We start from the raw sequence: 20,302 nt of genomic DNA on the forward strand, positions 1-20,302 counted from the left end.
CCCGGTCGCCATCCGTCACGGACTCGTGCGACAAGCCCGTATTCATGTCAGCGTATGGAGTGCGTTTTCTGTCACACCCCGCTCCGCGCAGGGTTGGTTGCTGGTTGTACAACTCGTGGACGAGAGGTACGTGAAAGCCGTAACGTGCGGATTTGCGCCACACGTACAGGACGTTGAACGGGTTGGGGACTTTGCTGGGGGACGACGCGGAGCTGACCGCCGCGGTGCTCGCGGCACAGGACGGCGACGAGAGCGCGTTCCGGACTGTGTACCGCGCCGTGCACCCGCGCCTGCTCGGATACGTCCGGACGCTCGTCGGTGACGGCGACGCCGAGGACGTGACCTCCGAGGCATGGCTGCAGATCGCCCGCGACCTCGCCTCCTTCACCGGCGACGCCGACCGCTTCCGCGGCTGGGCCGCCCGCATCGCCCGCAACCGGGCCCTCGACCACATCCGCATGCGCGGCCGCCGTCCCGCCGTCGGCGGTGACGAGACCGAGCTGACCGGCCGGGCCGCGGACTCCGACACGTACGGCGAGGCCATGGAGGCCCTGTCCACCGGCCGCACGATGAAGCTGATAGCCCAGCTCCCCCAGGACCAGGCCGAGGCCGTCGTCCTGCGGGTGGTCGTCGGCCTGGACGCCAAGAGCGCCGCCGAGACCCTGGGCAAGCGCCCCGGCGCGGTCCGCACGGCCGCCCACCGGGGGCTGAAGAAGCTCGCGGAGCTGCTGAGCGCGGAGTTCGGTCCCGCGGGCGGGACGGGCGGGGCGGACGGGACGGAAAACGAAGCGGAACCCCGGGCCCGGGTCGGCCATAATGCCGGGGACCAGGCACGGGAGCGCGACCTCGACGCGGTACCCGCGCAGCGGGGGCGGACGGGGGGCCTGGTGGAGCGAACCGGTGTGACGCATTCACGTTGGCGGACGCAGAAGGACATGTGATGGCCGACGAGCACAACGCGTGGCTGGACGGGGCCACGGCGGACGAGCTGCTGCGCGGAGGAACCCCCGGCCCGGTCGGATCCGGCGGAGACCCGCACGCCCGGGCGGAGGCCGCTCGCATGCGCGCCGCCCTCGACGCCCTGACCCCGCGCACCGCCGGGGGAGAACTGCCCGGGGAGGAAGCCGCCCTGGCCGCCTTCCGCGCGGCCCGCGCCTTGGCGTCCCGTGCGGCGTCCCCGACGGCGGGATCCGCGGCGGCCGGTGCCGGCGTACCCGCGGACGCCCCGGCCGGAGCCGGCGGCGCCGAGGAGCCCCTGGTCGACCTGGCCCCGATACCCCGCGTACGGATACCCGCGCAGCGGCGCCCGGCCACGGCCGCGCGCTTCGGCCTGGCGGCCGCGCTGGCCGGGGTCGCCGTCGGCGGGATCGCCGCCGTCGCCGGCACCGGTCTGCTGGACCGCGCCGCGCACCTGACGGCGGGCCCCGCCCCGGCGGTGTCGGTCAGCGCCGACTCGGACCCGGCGCCCGCCGGGGACACCGCCGGCCCCACCCTCGTCCCGCAGCTGCGGCCGACGCCGTCCCTGGGCGGCGACGTGCCCTCGTACAGCCCGGACGTCTCGCGGATGCCCGGCCTGGAGGTGCCCACGCTCCCCGGGACCGCCCCGAGCCGGTCCGTGCCGCCCGGCACGACCGGTACGGGCGGCGGCGGAGCGGCGGGCACGGACGGCACCCGGGACACGTTCACCGACCGCGGCGGCGGCACCGAGGCCGACGGCAGGAACCAGGGCGGCGCGGTGGAGAAGCCCCGGCCCGAGGACCTGTGCCGGGAGAACAAGGCCAAGAAGCTCGCCGACGACCGGCGCGAGTACCTCGCCAAGCTCGCCGGCGGGGCCGCCAAGGTGCAGCGCTTCTGCGCGACCCTGCTGGACGGGGCCACCCGGGGCGGCGTCCCGCAGAGCGGGGCCGATCAGGGCAGCGCCCCGCTGCCGACGCCGTCCTCCCTGACGGGCGGCGGGCTGGGTTTCCGTACGCGCTGACGGATGGCCGGAACGGGTGGCTGAAACGTTTCGGCGCTCTCCCCGCACGGGGGGAGTAACACTTTTCGAACCGCCGGCGCAGTACGTATCGAGCCGACTGGTCATCGGCCGCGCACGAGCCGGGGTTCCCCCCGTACCCCTGGGCTCGGCGCACCCGGCGCGGGCGGGGCACGTTCCCCCGGCCCTGCCCGCGCCCTCTCTCCTCCCGGCCCCGTTCACCCGGGCCGGACCACCGGATCACGGATCACCGGCCCCGTCGACGCGGGCCCGTTCACCGCGCCCGTTCACCGGGCCGGGTCACCGCGCCCGGGTCGGTCCGCCCCCGTCACCGCGCCCCGATCACCAGTAGACGACGACCTTGTCGCCGACCTGCACCTGGTCGAACACCTCCGCCAGCTTCTTCTTGTCCCGGACGTTCACGCAGCCGTGCGAGGCGCCGTCGTAGCCGCGGGCCGCGAAGTCGGACGAGTAGTGCACCGCCTGGCCGTGGCTGAAGAACATCGAGTACGGCATCGACGTGTGGTAGAGCGTCGACGTCCACTCCCTCGCCTTCCAGTCCACCTGGAACAGGCCCTCGCGGGTCGGCGTGTTCTCCGAGCCGAAGCGCACGTCCATCGAGGAGACCACCTTGCCGTCGATCATCCAGGCGAGGGTGCGGCTCTCCTTGCTGATGCACAGGACCCGGCCCTGCATGCAGCGCGGGTCCGGGGCGTCCACCTCGTTGGTGGTCGGCGGACGCAGCTCCTGCTCCGTCGGCTGCTTGGTGAGGCCCAGCACCTTCTGCCAGGTCGCCTCGTCCACCGACCCGGTCGCCGGCAGCCCGTGCTGCGACTGGAAGGTCTTGACCGCCGCGGTCGTCTTCGAGCCGTAGAAGGCGGTGGGCGCCGTCGAGACCAGCTTGAGCTGGCGCAGCCGCGCCTGGAGCTCGCGGACCTGCTCGCTCTCGTCGCCGTTGGCCATCAGCGGCTTGGCGCCGGGCGCCGCCGAACCGGAGGGGGCGGACGGGGACGAAGCGGAGGGCGAGGCCGTGCCGGGCTTGTCGTCCTGCTTGGACGGGGACGCCGAGGGGGATCCGCCCGCCGGTGAGGAGGGAGCGGCCGGACCGGCACCGGGACTCTGGGGGCCGCACGCGGTCGCGGCGAGCGCGACGGCGGCGGCCAGGCCGAGCGTGCGGATGATGGCTCTCTGTCGGTGCATGGCGGGTCCCCCGAGTTCAACGTCGTGTATCTAGGTGATGCCTCACGGGCGTGGACAGTTGCGGAGGAACGCGCGATGTTGCCCCATTGTGACCAGCGGTCGCCGCGGGCGAGGTCGTATCGGCCCCCGGCCCGTCGGCTCCCCGGACACGGAGGCTTCACCCCATGGCCCGTTCCACGCCACGGACCGAGAGCGGAATCCCGGTCGAACCGGTCTACGGACCGGCCGACCTGACGGGCTGGGACCCCCGGGAGCGCCTCGGTGCGCCGGGCGAGTACCCGTACACCCGCGGCATCCACCCCACCATGTACACCGGGCGGCCCTGGACCATGCGGCAGTACGCCGGCTTCGGCACCGCCGCCGAGTCCAACGCCCGCTACCGGGCCCTGATCGAGGGCGGCGGGACCGGCCTGTCCGTGGCCTTCGACCTGCCGACGCAGATGGGACACGACTCCGACGCCCCGCTCGCGCACGGGGAGGTCGGCAAGGTCGGCGTCGCCGTCGACTCCGTCGAGGACATGCGGGTGCTCCTCGCCGGGATCCCCCTCGACCGGGTGTCCACCTCGATGACCATCAACGCCCCGGCCGCCCTGCTGCTCCTGATGTACCAGCTGGTCGCGGAGGAACAGGGCATCCCGGGCGAGCGGCTGACGGGCACCGTGCAGAACGACGTCCTGAAGGAGTACATCGCGCGCGGGACGTACATCTTCCCGCCCGGGCCCTCCCTGCGGCTGACCGCCGACACCTTCCGCTACTGCCGCGACGAGATCCCCCGCTGGAACACCATCTCCGTCTCCGGCTACCACATGGCCGAGGCCGGGGCCTCGCCCGTGCAGGAGATCGCCTTCACCCTCGCCGACGCGATCGCCTACGTCCGCACCGCGCTCGCCGCCGGGATGGCGGTCGACGAGTTCGCGCCCCGGCTGTCCTTCTTCTTCGTCGCCCGCACCACCCTGCTGGAGGAGGTCGCCAAGTTCCGGGCCGCCCGGCGGATCTGGGCCCGGGTCATGCGCGAGGAGTTCGGCGCCCGGAACCCGAAGTCGCTGATGCTGCGCTTCCACACCCAGACGGCCGGGGTGCAGCTGACGGCGCAGCAGCCCGAGCTGAACCTCGTACGCGTCGGAGTGCAGGCGCTGGCCGCCGTGCTGGGCGGCACCCAGTCGCTGCACACCAACTCCTTCGACGAGGCCATCGCGCTGCCGACGGAGAAGGCGGCCCGTCTCGCGCTGCGCACCCAGCAGGTGCTCGCGTACGAGACGGACGTGCCGCTGACCGTCGACCCCTTCGCCGGGTCGTACGCGGTCGAGCGGATGACGGACCAGGTGGAGGAGGCCGCGCTGGCGCTGATGCGGCGGATCGAGGACATGGGCGGGGCGGTCGCCGCGATCGAGGCCGGCTTCCAGAAGGAGGAGATCGAGGCCAACGCCTACCGGATCGCCCGGGAGCAGGAGGCCGGGGAGCGGATCGTGGTCGGCGTCAACCGCTTCGCGCTGGAGCGGGAGGAGCCGTACGAGCCGCTGCGGGTCGACCCGGCGATCGAGGCCCGGCAGTGCGCCGCCCTGGAACGGCTCAGGGCGGAGCGGGACGGACGGACCGTGGCCGGGGCGCTGGCCGCCCTGCGGTCGGCGGCGGCCGGGACGCGGGAGAACGTCCTGCCGCCGATGAAGGAGGCCCTGCGGGCGCGGGCCACGGTGGGGGAGGTGTGCGGGGTGCTCAGGGAGGTCTGGGGTGGCTACGAACCGTCCGGTCCCGCCCACTGAAATGGACTGGCGCGACAGGTGTGTCCTCGTGGGACACTCCTGCCCATGCTGGGTGTGACAGATCTTCCTACTTATCTCGCGGCCGTCGCGCTGATCGTGCTGCTGCCGGGGCCGAACTCGCTCTACGTGCTCTCCGTCGCCTCACGGCGCGGGGTCAAGGAGGGCTACAAGGCCGCCTGCGGCGTGTTCACCGGGGACACCGTGCTCATGGTGCTCGCGGCGGTCGGCGCGGGCGCGCTCCTCCAGACCAGCCCGGTCCTGTTCACCGTGGTCAAGGTGCTCGGCGCCGGCTACCTCGGCTGGCTGGCCGTCGGCATGATGCGGGCCGCCTGGGGCATGTGGCGCACCCGCCGGGCCCGCCACGAGGAGCTCGTCACCGGCGAGGAGCCGGCCGGAGCGGCCGAGCGGCCGTACCGGCGGGCGCTGCTGGTGAGCCTGCTCAACCCGAAGGCGATCCTCTTCCTGCTGTCCTTCTTCGTGCAGTTCGTCGACCCCGGGTACGCCTACCCGGCGCTGTCGTTCCTGCTGCTCGGTACGGTCTCGCAGCTGGTCAGCTTCCTCTACCTGTCCACCCTGATATTCGCCGGGACCCGCCTGTCCGCCGCCTTCCGGCGCCGCAAGCGGCTGTCCGCCGGGGCGACCTCGGCGGCCGGCGTGATCTTCCTCGGCTTCGCGGCCAAGCTGGCCGTCAGCTGATCCCGGCCACCCCGGCGCGCCCTGCCCGGCGCACCTCGCCCGGGGCCCACCCCGCCCTGGCGCACCCCGCCCGGCGGGCGTCAGCCGACGCCGCCCAGCCGCTTGCCCAGCCGCCTGCGCAGCCGGTGCACCGTCCGCCGCACGGCCGGACTCCGGGGCAGGAACGACAGCTGCGCGGGGATGCCGCCCGGCAGGCCCAGCGTGGTCAGCCGGCGGCGGCCGAAGTAGCGCCGGGTCTGCGGGGTCAGGTGCCGGGCGAGGTAGGCCTCGGCCTCCGCCCGGCGCCCGGCCAGCACCCGGGGCTGCATGGTGAAGCCCACCGCCGCCACCAGCCCGGCCAGGTCCGCCGGGGGGTCCTGCGCCGGCCCGTGCAGGTCCGGCACCAGCGCGTCCACCAGCGTCAGCGGGATCCGGTTGCTGTTCTGGTACGGGGCCAGCCGGGCCAGCAGCGCCCCCGTCCCCGTCCGCGCCACCGGGATCCCGTACAGGGCCCGCGCCGTCAGCAGCCCCGTCGAGAAGCAGCCCACCACCAGCGCCGGGCGCAGCCGCTGGTACAGCGTCTCCGCCGGCACCGGGGCCGTCAGCACCGTCAGGCGCGCCCCGAGCCGCTCCGCCTCGGCCCGCGCCCGCTGCCAGTACGCCGCCGGGGCGCTCGGGTGCGGTTTGAACACCAGCTCCCGGTGCCCCCACTCGGAGGCGCCGCGCACCATGTCGGCGTGCAGCTCCTCCTCCTCGTCGGGGGACATCAGGTCCAGCGCCGACAGGTACTGGCCCAGCAGCAGGGCGGGCGGCTCCTCCTCGCGGGGCGCGTACGCGGTGACCTCCTGGACGTCCGCCAGTTCGGCCAGCACCTTCAGCACGGCCGGCGCCGGCACCACCTCCCCCCGCACCCCGAACTCGGTCAGCAGCAGCGGCTCCAGTCCCGGCACCAGGTCCGGGTGCAGCACCCGCCGCACCCGCATGCCGATCTGCGGGTCCAGGCGGAAGCGGGTCGGCCCGTACGACATCAGCCCGTCGGCGTAGACGTCGACCGCCGCCCCCGGGAAGACCCGGCACAGGCTCTGCGCGGGCGGCACCTGGAGGGACTCCACGACCAGTTCCACCCGGTCCCCGCCCAGCCCCCACTGCGCGCGCAGCTGCCGCTCCCACATCGGCACGTCCTCCGGGCGCGGGGCCCAGCTGCTGGGGTGCTGCGGGGCGACGAACGCGTTCCAGTCGAGGACCTCGTCGAAGCGGGTCCGCAGCACCCCGAAGCCCGGTGCCGCACCGACCCCGGGGGTGATCTCGGGGGTGAGGGAGTGGTTGCTGGTCAGCAGGATCCGCCGGCCGGCCGGGGGGAAGCAGCCCGAGTCGAGGGCGGCGGCGAGGGTGGCCGACCCGTAGAGGGTGGAGACGAGGAAGATCTGGGTGACGTTCACGCGGCCGCCCCCGCGACACGGGCCGCCGAGGGACGCCGCCTGCGGCGCAGTCCCCGGAGCAGGGCGGCGCGCTCGGCGTCCATCGAGGCGACGACCCGGTCCAGCACCGGCGCCGGCATGCGGCCGAGCGCGGCCGTGCTCATGGAGCGGAGTTTTTTCGCCACGGCCGGTTCGAACCTCTCGATGGAGCCGATATGGTGCGCGATGATCGCACAATATGTTCGGACGGCTTTGGGGATCAGGAGTTCGCATTCCCGGTCGGCCGTCACCCCGGCGAGGACCTCGTCGAATGCGCGAATGAAATCGAGCTGCCGTTCGTCGCCGATCTGCGTCAACGAAGTGGAAATGCCCCGCCGGTAGAACACCCCCGGCAGGCCCACCGCCGCGAAGGACGCCGCCTCGCGGTGCAGCCGCCAGATCCACGGCCGGTCCTCCGCCGTCCGCAGCCCGTCGGTGAAGTGCAGCAGCCCCCGGTCCAGCAGCCGCCGGTGGTACATCCCCGCCCAGGCGTACGGGTAGTCCACCGCGGTGGCCCGCGAGGCCGGCAGGATCCCGGCGCGCGGATCCCCCACCACCCCCTCCGGCCCGTACGGAACCCGCTGCACGCTGCGCGCCCGGCCCGTCACCTGGACGTGGTCGGTCCGTACGAAATCGCAGCCCAGCGCCTCGACGGCGGCCAGGGTACGGGCGAAGTGGCCCGGCGAGAGCCAGTCGTCGCCGTCCAGGAAGGCGATGTACTCCCCCCGCGCCGCGTCCAGCCCCGTGTTGCGGGCGGAGGCGAGCCCGCCGTTGCGGTCCCGTCTGAGGTGCACCGCCCCCGGCACCCCGCCGGCCGCCGCGCGCTCCAGCAGCTCGGGCGTCCCGTCCGTGGAACGGTCGTCGACCAGCAGGAACTCGAAATCCTCGCGGGCGTTGAGTTCGAGACTCTTCAGGGCATCCGGTGCGTACGTCTGCACGTTGTAGAACGGCACGACAACAGAGAGCTTGAGCACCCGCGAGACATTAAGGCGCCCCCCGGCATTCACCGTGGCCCGGATGCGTATTCCATGTGAACGGCGCGGGGCGGGCGCGTTAACCCGGGCGCTTTCGCATTTCGTCGACGGGTTGTTAACCCGCCGTTGTGCGCTCGTTGGGCCGAACACCGGAAATGCGGAATAGCTTCTGCCGGGTGCCAGTGCCATTCAGAGCCAGCCGGGCCGATCTACGCATCGCCGTACTCGCCGATTCCGACACACGCTGGAAATGGGGCGCCCTCACCGCCCGCCGCCTCGCCCCCGGGAACCACCATGTCACCGGGTACCTGCTGCGCGGCCGGGCCACCCCCACCGCCCGCCAGCTCGGCGAGGCGGGGGCCGCGGCGGACGGCGAGCCGGTGGAGGTGACCTGCGCCGAGTTCCTCGCCGAGATCGCGGGCGGGCGCGAACGCCACGACGTGGTCGTCCTCGCCCTCGTCGGCGGCGCCGTCCAGGCCGTCCTGCACGGGGCCCGCGCCCTGTGGCCGGAGCCCGCCGCCCGGCCCGTGTTCGTCACCGGGTACGTCGGGGTCGTCTACGAGAAGCTCGCCGACGGGCTGCTGCTGCGGCACGGGGCCGACCTGGTCCTCGCCAACTCGCGCCACGACGCCGACCGCTTCCGCGCCGTGTACGAGGGCGCCGGCGCCGGCCCGGACGCCGTCACCGAGACCGCCCTGCCCTTCCTGGCGGGAGCCCCGTACGAGAGCACCGGGAGCACGGCCCGCCGGGTGGTCTTCGCCGTCCAGCCCTCCGTGCCCGAGAGCCGCGCCGACCGCACCTACCTGCTGGGCCGCGCCGCCCGGCACGCCCGGCTGCACCCGCAGCGCGAGGTACTGGTCAAGCTGCGCAGCCGGCCCGGGGAACACACCACGCACCTGGAGGAGCACCCCTACCAGCGCCTCGCCGAGCGGCTCCCCGGCGGGCTCCCGCCCAACTGCCGGCTCGCCTACGGGAACATGGGCGAGGTACTGGACGCCGCCGACCTGCTGGTCACGGTCTCCTCCACCGCCGCCCTGGAGTCCCTGCACCGGGGCATCCCGACCGCGGTCCTGACCGACCTCGGCATCCGCGAGGCGCTCGGCAACCAGCACTTCCTCGGCTCCGGCTGCCTGGCGTCGTGGGACCAGCTGGACGCGGGGCTGCTGCCGCAGGGGGACCCCGCCTGGATGGCGGCCCACGGCGTCCCGGCCGCACCCCCCGCGCCGGGGGCCGCCCGCCCGGGGACGGCCGACGGGGTGCCGGCCGCCCCCAGCCCCGCCGCGCCCGGCCCCGCCGCGCCCGGGCCCGCCGCGCCCGGGCCCGCCGCGCCCGGGCCCGCCGCGCCCGGGCCCGCCGCGCCCGGGCCCGCCGCGCCCGGGCCCGCCGCGCCGGGGTCCGCCGCATCCGGGTGGGCCGCATCCGGCCCCGCGGGCCCGGATGCCGCCCCGGCTGTGCCGGCAGCCCCGGGGCCTGCCGGCACCAGGCCCGCCGGCCCGGGGTCCGACCCGTTCGGGTCCTCCGGCGGCGGGTCAGCCGCACCCGCGTCCGCCGCGCCCGCGTCCGCCGCGCCCGCGTCCGCCGGCCCCGCGTCCGCCGGCCCTGCGTCCGCCGCCCGGGGATCCACTCCGCCCGCGTCCGCCGCAGCGGGGTCCGCCGACGGCGACCCCTACGCCGCCGCGCGGGAGCGCCTCGGCGGGCTGCTCGCGCTCGACCGGCTGCCGCCCGTCGCCCCGTACTACACCCTCGCCACCGCCCCCGGGTACCTCCCCGGGATCCTGGCCCGGCAGCACCTCGCCCCCGACGGGACCCCGCTGCCGGGCGCCGTCCGGCCGGACGGGTCGGCGGCCCGGCGGTGGCTGCGGGCGCACCTGCGCGAGGCCGCCCGGGGCGCCTACCGGCACGGGGTCCAGCGCGTCGCCCCGGTGATCCGCAGGCTGGGCGAGCTGTGAGCCCCCGGGTCCTCGCCGTGATCCCGGCGCGCGGCGGGTCCAAGGGGGTGCCCGGCAAGAACACCGCCCCCGTCGGCGGGGTGCCGCTCGTCGCCCGCGCCGTGCGGGCCTGCCGGGCCGCGCCCACCGTCACCGACGTGGTGGTCTCCACCGACTCCGAGTCGGTGGCGGCCGCCGCCCGCGCCGCCGGCGCCCACGTGATCGCCCGTCCCGCCGCCCTCTCCGGGGACACCGCGAGCAGCGAGGCCGCCGTCCTGCACGCCCTGGAGGCCTTCGAGGAGCTGCACTCGCTCACCGTGGACGTCGTCCTCCTCGTCCAGTGCACCAGCCCCTTCCTCACCGGCCCGGACGTCGAGTCCGTCGCCGCCGCCGTCGCCTCGGGCGGCGCCGACTCGGCCCTGACCACCGCCCCCTTCCACGGCTTCCTCTGGCGGCGTGCCGCCGACGGCTCCGGGAGCGGGGTCAACCACGAGGCCTCGTACCGTCCCCGCCGCCAGGACCGCCCCGAGGAACTCCTGGAGACCGGCGCCGCCTACGCCATGGCCGCCGCCGGCTTCCGCACCGCCCGGCACCGCTTCTTCGGCCGGGTCCTGCCCGTACCGGGCGACCCGGCGCGGGTCCTGGAGGTCGACGACCCCCACGACCTCGCCCGCGCCCGCCTCCTCGCGCCCCTGTTCGACACCCCGCAGAACACCCCGCAGAGCCAGAGCACCCCGCACCACACCCCACGCACCGAGCGAAGGACGCCACCCGCCATGACGGTCGCCACCACCGAACCCCGCCTCCGCACCTTCGGCCCCCGCGTCGCCGGCCCCGGCCGCCCCGTCTACGTCGTCGGCGAGATCGGCATCAACCACAACGGCGACCTCGGCACCGCCTTCGCCCTGATCGACGCCGCCGCCGAAGCCGGATGCGACGCCGTCAAGTTCCAGAAGCGCACCCCCGAGATCTGCACCCCCCGCGACCAGTGGGACATCGAGCGCGACACCCCCTGGGGCCGGATGACCTACATCGACTACCGCCACCGCGTCGAGTTCGGCGAGGCCGACTACCTCGCCATCGACGAGCACTGCGCCCGGCGCGGCATCGCCTGGTTCGCCTCCCCCTGGGACACCGAGGCCGTCGCCTTCCTGGAGAAGTTCGACCTCCCCGCCCACAAGGTGGCCTCCGCCTGCCTCACCGACGACGACCTGCTGCGCACCCTGCGCGCCACCGGCCGCACCGTCGTCCTCTCCACCGGCATGTCCACCCCCCGGCAGATCCGGCACGCCGTCGAGGTGCTCGGCAGCGACAACATCCTCCTCTGCCACGCCACTTCGACCTACCCGGCCAAGGCCGAGGAGCTGAACCTGCGGGTCATCAACACCCTCCAGGAGGAGTACCCCAACGTCCCGATCGGCTACTCCGGCCACGAGACCGGCCTCCAGACCACCCTGGCCGCCGTCGCCCTCGGCGCCACCTTCGTCGAACGGCACATCACCCTCGACCGCGCCATGTGGGGCTCCGACCAGGCCGCCTCCGTCGAACCCGGCGGCCTCGCCCGCCTCGTCCGCGACATCCGCACCATCGAGACCGCCCTCGGCGACGGCGTCAAGCGCGTCTACCCCTCCGAACTCGGCCCCATGAAGAAGCTCCGCCGGGTCCAGGGAACCGTCCCCGCCCCGGCCGCGATCTGAGCCGGCCGCCGCCCCTCCTCCCCCGACGGAGTACGTGGTGAACCCTTCCGCCTCCACCCTGGCCCTCGTGGAGAGCCCGGTCCAGCTCCTCAACGTGCTGGAGTGGGCGCACACCCGGCGCGGGCACGAGCCCCTGCTGGCCGCCGTCCCGGCCCAGCCCGGCCCCCTCGCCGAGCGCCGCCGGCCGGACCCGCGCACCGTCGCCGACCGGCTGCGGATCGTCGTCCTGCCGCCCACCGACCCCATGTCCCGGGGGCAGCTGCGCCGGGTCGCCGGGATCGCCCGCGACGAGGGGTACGCCGTGCACTGGCAGGAGGCCCGCGGCGGCTCCGGCGCCCCCCTGCGGGCGCTGGCCGCCCTCGGCCCGGCCGTGCGCCGGGCCGGGCGGATCGTGGTCGGCGACCCCTTCTCCCGCTTCGTCCAGCTGCTGCTGGTCCCGGCCCGGGCCGCCGAACTGGTCGTCGTCGACGACGGCACCGCCACCATGGAGTTCGTCGCGCAGCTCGGCCGGGGCGAGCGGCTGCGCCGCTGGCACCGCACCGGCGGCGGGCCCCTGTCCCGGGTGCGCGAACTGGCGTACGCACCGGTGTCGGGCGCGGCGCGGCGCCGGCTGCGGCCGGGGGAGGGGCGGCGCGTCGAGCTGTTCACCTCGATGCCGGTCACCCCGCTGCCGGGGACCGAGCTGCGGGTCAACGACTTCGCCTGGACCCGTGCCCGGTTCGGCCCGCCCCGCCTGACCAGGGGCACCGACCTGGTCGGCACCTCCCTCGTGGAGACCGGGGTCGTCGACCCGGCCCGCTACCTGGATGCCGTGTCCGCCCTGACCCGGGAGCACGGCGTGACCCGGTACTTCGCGCACCGCCGGGAGTCGCCGGAGAAGCTGCGCGCGCTGAGCGAGGCGACGGGGCTGGAGATCGTACGGCCGGACCTGCCGCTGGAGCTGATCGCCCGTCGGGGGCCGGTGGGCCGTACGATCGTCAGCTTTCCGTCCACGGTCGTCCACACGCTGCCGTACGCGCTCACCGGTACTGGCGTGACGGTGGCCGTATGCGGTATCGACCCCGCCTGGCTCGCCCCCGGCGCGTCGCCCAGGGCCCGCGGCTTCCTCGACGGGGTCACGGACACCGCCCGTGATGTGCGCAGACTGCCCGCCGGGAGCACGCCCGCGGCCGGATGAGCGCGCGAGTTTACCCCCGGGTGCAACCGGTCATGCGTCCAGAGGCCGCTTTTCTTTCCCCTAAGGGCATGAACTTTTGGTGATCTCCGGACAGTTGACCCATCCGTGCGCCTACCCTTCAACGGGTGAACCAGTTGATGTCCCGCGAGCCCCAGACCGCCCTGCCCGGCAAGCCTGTCCGGCCCGAGCTGCCCGGCAAGCTGCCGGACCGGCTGCGTGCCGAACTGATCGCCTTCCGCCGGGACTTGCACATGCACCCCGAGCTAGGACACCAGGAGTTCCGTACCACCGCGGCGATCAAGGCCAGGCTGGAGAAAGCCGGCCTGCGACCACGCGTCCTGAAGTCCGGCACCGGGCTCATCTGTGACGTCGGCACCTGGGACGGGGAACGGCCGATGCTGGCCCTGCGCGCGGACATCGACGCCCTGCCCATCCCGGACGCCAAGACGCACGTCTCGTACCGCTCCACCTACCCGGACCGGGCCCACGCCTGCGGCCACGACGTCCACACCACCGTCGTCCTCGGCGCCGGACTGGTCCTCGCCGACCTCGACCGCCAGGGCCTGCTGCCCCGGCCGGTCCGCCTGCTGTTCCAGCCGGCCGAGGAGGTGCTGCCGGGCGGGGCGACCGAGGCCATCGAGTCCGGGGTGCTGGACGGAGTCGGCAAGATCATCGCGGTGCACTGCGACCCCCGGGTGGACGCGGGCATGATCGGCCTGCGCCCCGGTCCCATCACCTCGGCCTGCGACCGCCTGGAGGTCACCCTCTCCGGCCCCGGCGGCCACACCGCCCGCCCGCACCTGACCACCGACATGGTGACGGCCGCCGCGCGGGTCGCCGTGGACGTGCCGGCGCTGCTCGCCCGCCGGATGGACGCCCGCTCGGGCATGTCCGTCACCTGGGGCCGGATCGAGTCCGGGCACGCCTGCAACGTGGTCCCGATGCACGCCGAGCTCTCCGGCACCGTCCGCTGCCTGGAGCTGAACGCCTGGTACGAGGCCCCCGACATGATCCACGCGGCGATCGACGAGGTCGCCACGATGCACGGGGCCAAGTTCGAGATCAACCACGTGCGCGGGGTGCCGCCGGTGGTGAACGACCCGGTGGTCACCGAACTGCTGCGGGAGGCCATGGGCGCCCGGCGCGGCCCCGAGTCCGTCGAGGACACCGAGCAGAGCCTCGGCGGCGAGGACTTCTCCTGGTACCTGGAGCACGTCCCCGGCGCCATGGCCCGCCTCGGCGTCCGCCGCCCGGGCGACACCGCCAAGCGGGACCTCCACCGGGGCGATTTCGACGTCGACGAGTCCTCGATCGGCTACGGAGTGGAGTTCTTCACGGCCGCCGCCCTCCTGGACGGCCGCCGCAACAGGCCCGTCACGTCAAAGATCGGGTAAAGCTCCATACAACACCGGCGGGTCTCCCACCGGGGCCGTCCAGCCCTTGGTACACAAGGGCTGGACGCTCGTCCCGTTACCGATCGGTCACTGTCCGGTTCGCGTCGATCCGATAACGACTCATGAACGGGCCTTTAACTGACATCTACGCGCGTTACGATCGCCGCGAAACCAGCGCCGGTCGTGGCGCTTCGGTCAGGTTTTGAAGGAGCCTCCCCTTGCGCCGGATCACCAGGATCGCCACCGTGGGCATCGCGTCCGCGGCGCTGGCCCTCTCGGCCACCGCCTGTGGCGGAAAGAAGTCCTCGGACAGCCCCTCCTCCGACGGCAGCGCCTCCGCGTCCGCCGCGGGTGCGGCCATCGCCTACGACATCGGCGGCCGCGGCGACCAGTCGTTCAACGACGCCGCCTACGCGGGCCTCGAGAAGGCCGAGAAGGACCTGAAGATCAAGGGCGCCGAGGCGGAGCCCACCGAGGGCGAGAGCGAGGCCGACAAGGTCCAGCGCCTCACCGAGCTGGCCCGCAAGGGCAACAACCCGGTCATCGGCGTCGGCTTCGCCTACGCGCCGGCCATCAAGAAGGTCGCGGCGAAGTTCCCGAACACCACGTTCGGCATCATCGACGACACCTCGGTGACCGACAAGAACATCGCCAACATGGTCTTCAACGAGGAGCAGGGCTCCTACCTGGCCGGCGTCGCCGCCGCCAAGGCGTCGAAGAGCGGCACGGTCGGCTTCATCGGCGGTGTCGAGGTTCCGCTGATCAAGAAGTTCGAGGCGGGCTTCACCCAGGGCGTCAAGGACACCAACCCCAACGCCAAGGTACTGACCAAGTACCTCTCCCAGCCGCCGGACTTCGGTGGCTTCGCCAAGCCCGACCTGGGCAAGGCCGCCGCCAAGGGCCAGATCGACGGTGGCGCCGACGTGATCTACGCCGCCGCCGGCCTCGCCGGCTCGGGCGCCATCGAGGCCGCCGCGACCAACGGCAAGTGGGCCATCGGTGTCGACTCCGACCAGTACAACCAGGCCGGTCTGTCCAAGTACAAGGACAAGATCCTGACCTCGGTCACCAAGGACGTCTCCGACGCGGTCTACAACCTGATCAAGTCGGTCAAGGACGGCCAGCCGCAGTCCGGCGAGGTCCGCTACGGCCTGGACAAGGACGGCGTCGGCCTGGCCGACTCCAACCCCGAGTACAAGAACATGGCCGACCTGATCGCCGCGGTGGACAAGGCGAAGGCCGACATCATCGCGAACAAGATCACCGTCAAGACCACGCCGTAAGGCCCTGTCTGACGATTAGTCGCGGTCTCCGGGGTCCGGAAGCGGTCTCTGCCGCCTCCGGACCCCGCACCGCGTCATCGCCCCCAGTCCGTGCGAACTTGTGGCCACTTGGCCGCAAGTTTTCACTTCCGACAGTGCTACGCGCGTAGAGGCATCGTGGACGCGATACCTTCTCTCCCCGCCCTGTCCTCCTGCCAACTTGGCTTATTTCCAGCTCCTTCCGCGCCAAGGAGAGTGCGTCATCAACGCGTCCAGCCCCCCTCTCGCCGTAGAACTGAACGGCATCACCAAGCGTTTCCCCGGCGTCGTCGCCAACAAGGACATCGCCATCTCCGTCCGCAAGGGCACGGTCCACGCCCTCATCGGTGAGAACGGTGCCGGCAAGTCGACCCTGATGAAGATCCTCTACGGCATGCAGAAGCCGGACGAGGGCACCATCGCCATCGACGGGGAGCAGGTCTCCTTCAGCAACCCCGGTGAGGCCATCGCCCGCGGCATCGGCATGGTGCACCAGCACTTCATGCTCGCCGACAACCTCACCGTCCTGGAGAACGTCGTCCTCGGCGGCGAGAAGCTGTACGGCATCGGCTCCAAGGCCCGCAAGAAGATCAAGGAGATCTCGGACGCGTACGGCCTCGGCGTGCGCCCCGACGCCCTGATCGAGGACCTCGGTGTCGCCGACCGCCAGCGCGTGGAGATCCTCAAGGTCCTCTACCGCGGCGCCAAGACCCTCATCCTCGACGAGCCGACCGCCGTGCTCGTGCCGCAGGAAGTGGACGCGCTCTTCGACAACCTGCGCGAGCTCAAGGCCGAGGGCCTCACGGTCATCTTCATCTCGCACAAGCTGGGCGAGATCCTGAAGGTCGCCGACGACATCACCGTCATCCGCCGCGGCACCACGGTCGGCACCGCCGACCCGAAGACCGCCACGACCAAGCAGCTCGCCGAGCTGATGGTCGGCAGCGAGCTGCCCTCGCCGGAGACCCGCGAGTCCACGGTGACCACGACCCCCATGCTGGAGGTCGCCGGCCTGACCGTCGCCGACGCGGGCGCCATCGTCACCCCCGAGACCTCCGCCGCCGACCCAGGCGACTCCGACACCGACCTGCGCGAGGCCCCGGTCGCCGGGCGCCTGCTGCTCGACGGGATCACCTTCACGATCCACAAGGGCGAGGTCCTCGGCATCGCCGGCGTCGAGGGCAACGGCCAGACCGAGCTGATCGAGGCCCTCATGGGCATGATCAGCCCCGACGCGGGCGTCATCACCCTCGACGGCACCGACATCACCAAGACCCCGGTGCGCAAGCGCCGCGAGGGCGGCATCGGCTACATCCCCGAGGACCGCCACCGCCACGGCCTGCTGCTGGAATCCCCGCTGTGGGAGAACCGCATCCTCGGCCACGTCACCGAGGCGCCCAACTCCAAGCGCGGCATCCTCGACCCGAAGGCCGCCCGCAAGGACACCGAGCGGATCGTGCGCGAGTACGACGTCCGCACGCCGGGCATCGACGTCACCGCGGCCTCGCTCTCCGGCGGCAACCAGCAGAAGCTGATCGTCGGCCGCGAGATGAGCCACAACCCGAAGTTCCTCATCGCCGCCCACCCCACGCGCGGTGTCGACGTCGGCGCGCAGGCGCAGATCTGGGACGCGATCCGCGAGGCCCGCCGCGAGGGCCTCGCCGTGCTGCTGATCTCCGCCGACCTGGACGAGCTGATCGGCCTGTCCGACACGCTGCGCGTCATCTACCGCGGCCGCCTGGTCGCGGACGCCGACCCGGCGACGATCACCCCCGAGGAGCTCGGCACCGCCATGACCGGCGCCGCCACCGGGCACCTGGAAGCCACTGACGACCACTCCGCCGGCGTCGACGGCGACACGACGGAGGACGAGGCCCGATGAAGAAATTCGACAAGGACCGGCTGCTCCTCGGCTTCGCCGGCCCCGCGCTGGCACTGGTCAGCGCCTTCGTACTCAGCATGATCGTGCTGGCCGCCTCGGGCGTGGACCCGATCGAGCCGCTGCGCATCATGATCGAACAGTCCGGCTACGAGGACGTCCAGGTCCTCATCGTGAACCAGGCCGGCACGTACTACCTGGCAGCCCTGGCCGTCGCCATCGGCTTCCGGATGAACCTCTTCAACATCGGTGTGGACGGCCAGTACCGCCTCGCCGCGATGGTCAGCGCCCTGGTCGGCGCGGCGGTCACGCTGCCCGGCCCGCTGCACATCCTGGTGATCGTGCTCGTCGCGATGCTCGTCGGCGCCTTCTGGTCCGGCATCGCGGGCATCCTCAAGGCCAAGCGCGGCGTGAGCGAGGTCGTCTCCACGATCATGCTCAACGCCATCGCGACCTCGCTGATCGCCTGGCTGATCCTGCCCAAGAACCTCGGCGTGCAGCCGGTCGGCTCCAACGACCTGACCACGGGTGACATCCCGGAGTCCGGCTGGTTCCCGGGCGTCGAGCTCGGCGACGGCATGGAGATCTACGGCTTCACCTTCATCGCCTTCGCGCTGGGCATCGTCTACTGGTTCGTGCTCAACCGCACCCGCTTCGGCTTCGACCTGCGCGCCACCGGCGCCAGCGAGTCCGCGGCCCAGGCCTCCGGTGTGGACGCCAAGAAGATGATCATGACCTCGATGCTCATCTCGGGCGCCGTCGCCGGTCTGGTCAGCATGCCGCTGCTGCTGGGCGAGTCCCACACGTACAACCTGTCCTTCCCGGCGGGCATCGGCTTCACCGGCATCACCATCGCGCTGCTCGGCCGCAACAACCCGGTCGGCATCTTCTTCGCCGCGCTGCTGATCGCCTTCATCGACAAGGCGTCCGCCGGCCTCGACACGGCCGGCTTCGCCAAGGAAATCGGCACGATCATGAAGGGCCTGATCGTGGTCGCCGTGGTCGTCAGCTACGAGCTCGTCCGCCGCTACGGCATCCGCCGCCAGCAGCAGAAGGTCGGCGAGGAGCTGGCCGCGGGCCACGCCATCAAGACCGAGAAGGAGGTCGCGGCGTGAGCGCCAGCACCGTTTCCACGACGAAAGCCGCGCCCAAGCCGGGCGGCCGCCGCAAGCTCACCCTGCCCTGGATCCTGCTGATCATCGCGGGCGGTCTCGCGCTGGTCTCGCTGGTCCGGGTCATCTCCGGCGCGAACGACCTGACCTCCGTCGGCCAGGTCTCCGGAGCCCTCCAGCTCGCCGTGCCGATCGGCCTCGCGGGCCTCGGCGGCCTCTGGGCCGAGCGGGCCGGCGTGGTCAACATCGGCCTCGAAGGCATGATGATCCTCGGCACCTGGTTCGGCGCCTGGGCCGGCTACCAGTGGGGCCCCTGGACGGGCGTCCTGCTGGGCATCGTCGGCGGCGCCCTCGGCGGCCTGCTGCACGCGATCATCACCGTCACCTTCAACGTCAACCACATCGTCTCCGGTGTGGCGGTGACCATCCTGGCGACGGGCTTCACCCAGTACCTGTCGAACTTCACCTTCGACAAGGCCGAGGGCGGCTCCTCCAAGCAGTCCCCGCGCATCGAGCCCATCACCGAGATCACCGTCCCGGGGCTCTCCAGCGGGCTGGACAGCCTCCAGGCCAAGCACTGGTTCCTCGTCTCCGACATCGCCGGCGTCCTCGGCGGCCTGGTCACGCACCTGTCGCTGCTGACCATCGTCGCCGTGCTGCTGATCCCCGCCACCTGGTGGGTGCTGTGGCGCACCGCCTTCGGCCTGCGCCTGCGCTCCTGCGGCGAGAACCCGGTCGCGGCCGAGTCCCTCGGCGTCAACGTGTACAAGTACAAGTACATCGCCGTGATCGTCTCCGGCGGCCTCGCGGGCCTCGGCGGCGCCTTCCTCGCGATCGTCTCCACCGGCATCTACCAGGAGGGCCAGACCGGCGGCCGCGGCTACATCGGTCTCGCCGCGATGATCTTCGGCAACTGGATGCCCGGCGGCATGGCGCTCGGCGCGGGCCTCTTCGGCTTCACCGACAGCCTCAAGCTGCGCGGCGGCGCCGAGAACGTCCACGCGATGCTGCTGCTGATCGCCATCCTGCTGGTGATCGCCCTCGGCTGGCAGCTGTACAAGAAGAAGTACCTCCAGGCCGGCATCGCCGCGGTCTGCGCCGCCGGGCTCTTCGTCTGGTACGCGGCCACCGACCAGGTGCCCAGCCAGTTCGTGGACGCCGCCCCGTACGTCACCACCCTGCTGGTGCTCGCCCTGTCGGCGCAGCGCCTGCGGATGCCCAAGGCGGACGGCATGCCGTACCGCAAGGGCCAGGGCAAGTGACCCCGGACCCGGCGGTGGACTGGGAAGCCCTGCGGACGGCCGCCCGGGCCGCGATGACCCGGGCGTACGCCCCCTACTCGGGCTTCCCGGTCGGGGTCGCGGCCCTGGTGGACGACGGCCGCGTCGTCACCGGCTGCAACGTCGAGAACGCGAGCTACGGACTCGGCCTCTGCGCGGAATGCGGCCTGGTCTCCTCCCTCCAGGCCACCGGCGGCGGCCGGCTGACGCACTTCACGTGCGTGGACGGCAAGGGCGAGATCCTCGTACCGTGCGGGCGCTGCCGCCAGCTGCTCTACGAGTTCGGCGGTCCGGACCTGCTGGTGGAGACGCCGGACGGGATCCTGCCGCTGAGCGCGATGCTGCCGCAGGCCTTCGGGCCCGACCACCTGAGATAGCCGTACGACGGCCCTCCGCCCTGCCGGGCGGAGGGCCGTCGCCGCTCTCACCCCCTCCTCGAAAACCCCTCGAACCTCCCTCCCTCATCTCTATGCGCGTAGAAGGAAGTCACCTC

Annotated in this window: 16 protein-coding genes and 1 pseudogene; 14 read left to right on the forward strand and 3 right to left on the reverse strand. The window is 72.9% G+C overall.

Features of this window, described 5'->3' with window-relative positions:
• Positions 1–191 precede the first annotated feature (191 nt).
• Positions 192–941 (forward strand): RNA polymerase sigma factor, encoded by a 750-nt coding sequence (locus AC069X_RS00915; RefSeq protein WP_478724325.1) that lies wholly within the window; start codon positions 192–194, stop codon positions 939–941.
• Entirely contained in the window at positions 941–1,978 is a 1,038-nt protein-coding gene (locus AC069X_RS00920; RefSeq protein ID WP_478723709.1) for a hypothetical protein, read from the forward strand. Before AC069X_RS00915 ends, AC069X_RS00920 begins: the two co-directional genes overlap by 1 nt.
• 339 nt (positions 1,979–2,317) lie before the next feature.
• Here the strand turns inward: AC069X_RS00920 and AC069X_RS00925 are convergent, their stop codons facing one another.
• Positions 2,318–3,175, reverse strand: coding sequence for a L,D-transpeptidase family protein (locus AC069X_RS00925; protein ID WP_478723711.1), 858 nt, complete (start codon positions 3,173–3,175; stop codon positions 2,318–2,320).
• A gap of 164 nt (positions 3,176–3,339) precedes the next feature.
• Here AC069X_RS00925 and AC069X_RS00930 point away from each other — a divergent pair, with 164 nt between their 5' ends.
• Both AC069X_RS00930 and leuE read left to right on the forward strand, forming a co-directional pair.
• The gene (locus AC069X_RS00930) at positions 3,340–4,935 is read left to right on the forward strand and encodes an acyl-CoA mutase large subunit family protein (RefSeq protein WP_478723713.1); all 1,596 of its coding nucleotides are present in this window, start codon (positions 3,340–3,342) and stop codon (positions 4,933–4,935) included.
• A gap of 45 nt (positions 4,936–4,980) precedes the next feature.
• Positions 4,981–5,631, forward strand: a complete 651-nt coding sequence (leuE, locus tag AC069X_RS00935) for a leucine efflux protein LeuE (protein ID WP_478723715.1) — start codon at positions 4,981–4,983, stop codon at positions 5,629–5,631.
• 80 nt (positions 5,632–5,711) lie between these two features.
• On the opposite strand, the gene AC069X_RS00940 is transcribed toward leuE, so the two are convergent.
• Both AC069X_RS00940 and AC069X_RS00945 read right to left on the reverse strand, forming a co-directional pair.
• Complete coding sequence (locus AC069X_RS00940; protein WP_478723717.1) at positions 5,712–7,049, reverse strand: polysialyltransferase family glycosyltransferase; 1,338 nt, start codon at positions 7,047–7,049, stop codon at positions 5,712–5,714.
• Positions 7,046–8,041 carry a glycosyltransferase family 2 protein gene (locus AC069X_RS00945; protein ID WP_478723719.1) on the reverse strand — a complete coding sequence of 332 codons (996 nt, stop codon included), beginning with the start codon at positions 8,039–8,041 and terminating at the stop codon, positions 7,046–7,048. Before AC069X_RS00945 ends, AC069X_RS00940 begins: the two co-directional genes overlap by 4 nt.
• 182 nt (positions 8,042–8,223) lie before the next feature.
• Between AC069X_RS00945 and AC069X_RS00950 the strand changes: the two genes are divergently transcribed.
• The 10 genes and pseudogenes from AC069X_RS00950 (at position 8,224) to AC069X_RS00995 (ending at position 20,186) form a co-directional block, all read left to right on the forward strand.
• A complete protein-coding gene (locus AC069X_RS00950) occupies positions 8,224–9,990 on the forward strand; it encodes a DUF6716 putative glycosyltransferase (RefSeq protein ID WP_478723721.1) in 1,767 nt (588 codons plus the stop codon).
• A gap of 17 nt (positions 9,991–10,007) precedes the next feature.
• A pseudogene (locus AC069X_RS00955) lies at positions 10,008–10,367 on the forward strand (cytidylyltransferase domain-containing protein); the annotation flags it as partial.
• A gap of 378 nt (positions 10,368–10,745) precedes the next feature.
• Entirely contained in the window at positions 10,746–11,666 is a 921-nt protein-coding gene (locus tag AC069X_RS00960) for an N-acetylneuraminate synthase family protein (RefSeq protein ID WP_478724327.1), read from the forward strand.
• Between the two features lie 37 nt (positions 11,667–11,703).
• Positions 11,704–12,843 (forward strand): hypothetical protein, encoded by a 1,140-nt coding sequence (locus AC069X_RS00965; protein WP_478723722.1) that lies wholly within the window; start codon positions 11,704–11,706, stop codon positions 12,841–12,843.
• A gap of 137 nt (positions 12,844–12,980) precedes the next feature.
• Complete coding sequence (locus tag AC069X_RS00970; RefSeq protein WP_478724329.1) at positions 12,981–14,237, forward strand: amidohydrolase; 1,257 nt, start codon at positions 12,981–12,983, stop codon at positions 14,235–14,237.
• Between the two features lie 218 nt (positions 14,238–14,455).
• The gene (locus tag AC069X_RS00975; RefSeq protein WP_478723724.1) at positions 14,456–15,520 is read left to right on the forward strand and encodes a BMP family lipoprotein; all 1,065 of its coding nucleotides are present in this window, start codon (positions 14,456–14,458) and stop codon (positions 15,518–15,520) included.
• Positions 15,521–15,719: 199 nt separating this feature from the next.
• Complete coding sequence (locus AC069X_RS00980) at positions 15,720–17,420, forward strand: ABC transporter ATP-binding protein (protein ID WP_478723725.1); 1,701 nt, start codon at positions 15,720–15,722, stop codon at positions 17,418–17,420.
• The gene (locus AC069X_RS00985; RefSeq protein ID WP_478723727.1) at positions 17,417–18,532 is read left to right on the forward strand and encodes an ABC transporter permease; all 1,116 of its coding nucleotides are present in this window, start codon (positions 17,417–17,419) and stop codon (positions 18,530–18,532) included. Before AC069X_RS00980 ends, AC069X_RS00985 begins: the two co-directional genes overlap by 4 nt.
• Entirely contained in the window at positions 18,529–19,791 is a 1,263-nt protein-coding gene (locus AC069X_RS00990; protein WP_478723729.1) for an ABC transporter permease, read from the forward strand. The genes AC069X_RS00985 and AC069X_RS00990 overlap by 4 nt, the downstream gene beginning before the upstream one ends.
• Positions 19,788–20,186, forward strand: coding sequence for a cytidine deaminase (locus tag AC069X_RS00995; RefSeq protein WP_478723731.1), 399 nt, complete (start codon positions 19,788–19,790; stop codon positions 20,184–20,186). Before AC069X_RS00990 ends, AC069X_RS00995 begins: the two co-directional genes overlap by 4 nt.
• The last annotated feature ends 116 nt before the right edge of the window (positions 20,187–20,302 follow it).

The organism is Streptomyces sp. NPDC043896 (assembly GCF_056435605.1).

Bases quoted from the DNA above. Each gene is read 5' to 3' on its own strand.
- AC069X_RS00920 (WP_478723709.1), top strand. From the start codon at position 941: ATGGCCGACGAGCACAACGCGTGGCTGGACGGGGCCACGGCGGACGAG.
- AC069X_RS00925 (WP_478723711.1), bottom strand. From the start codon at position 3,175: ATGCACCGACAGAGAGCCATCATCCGCACGCTCGGCCTGGCCGCCGCC.
- AC069X_RS00930 (WP_478723713.1), top strand. From the start codon at position 3,340: ATGGCCCGTTCCACGCCACGGACCGAGAGCGGAATCCCGGTCGAACCG.
- leuE (WP_478723715.1), top strand. From the start codon at position 4,981: ATGCTGGGTGTGACAGATCTTCCTACTTATCTCGCGGCCGTCGCGCTG.
- AC069X_RS00960 (WP_478724327.1), top strand. From the start codon at position 10,746: ATGACGGTCGCCACCACCGAACCCCGCCTCCGCACCTTCGGCCCCCGC.
- AC069X_RS00970 (WP_478724329.1), top strand. From the start codon at position 12,981: ATGTCCCGCGAGCCCCAGACCGCCCTGCCCGGCAAGCCTGTCCGGCCC.
- AC069X_RS00985 (WP_478723727.1), top strand. From the start codon at position 17,417: ATGAAGAAATTCGACAAGGACCGGCTGCTCCTCGGCTTCGCCGGCCCC.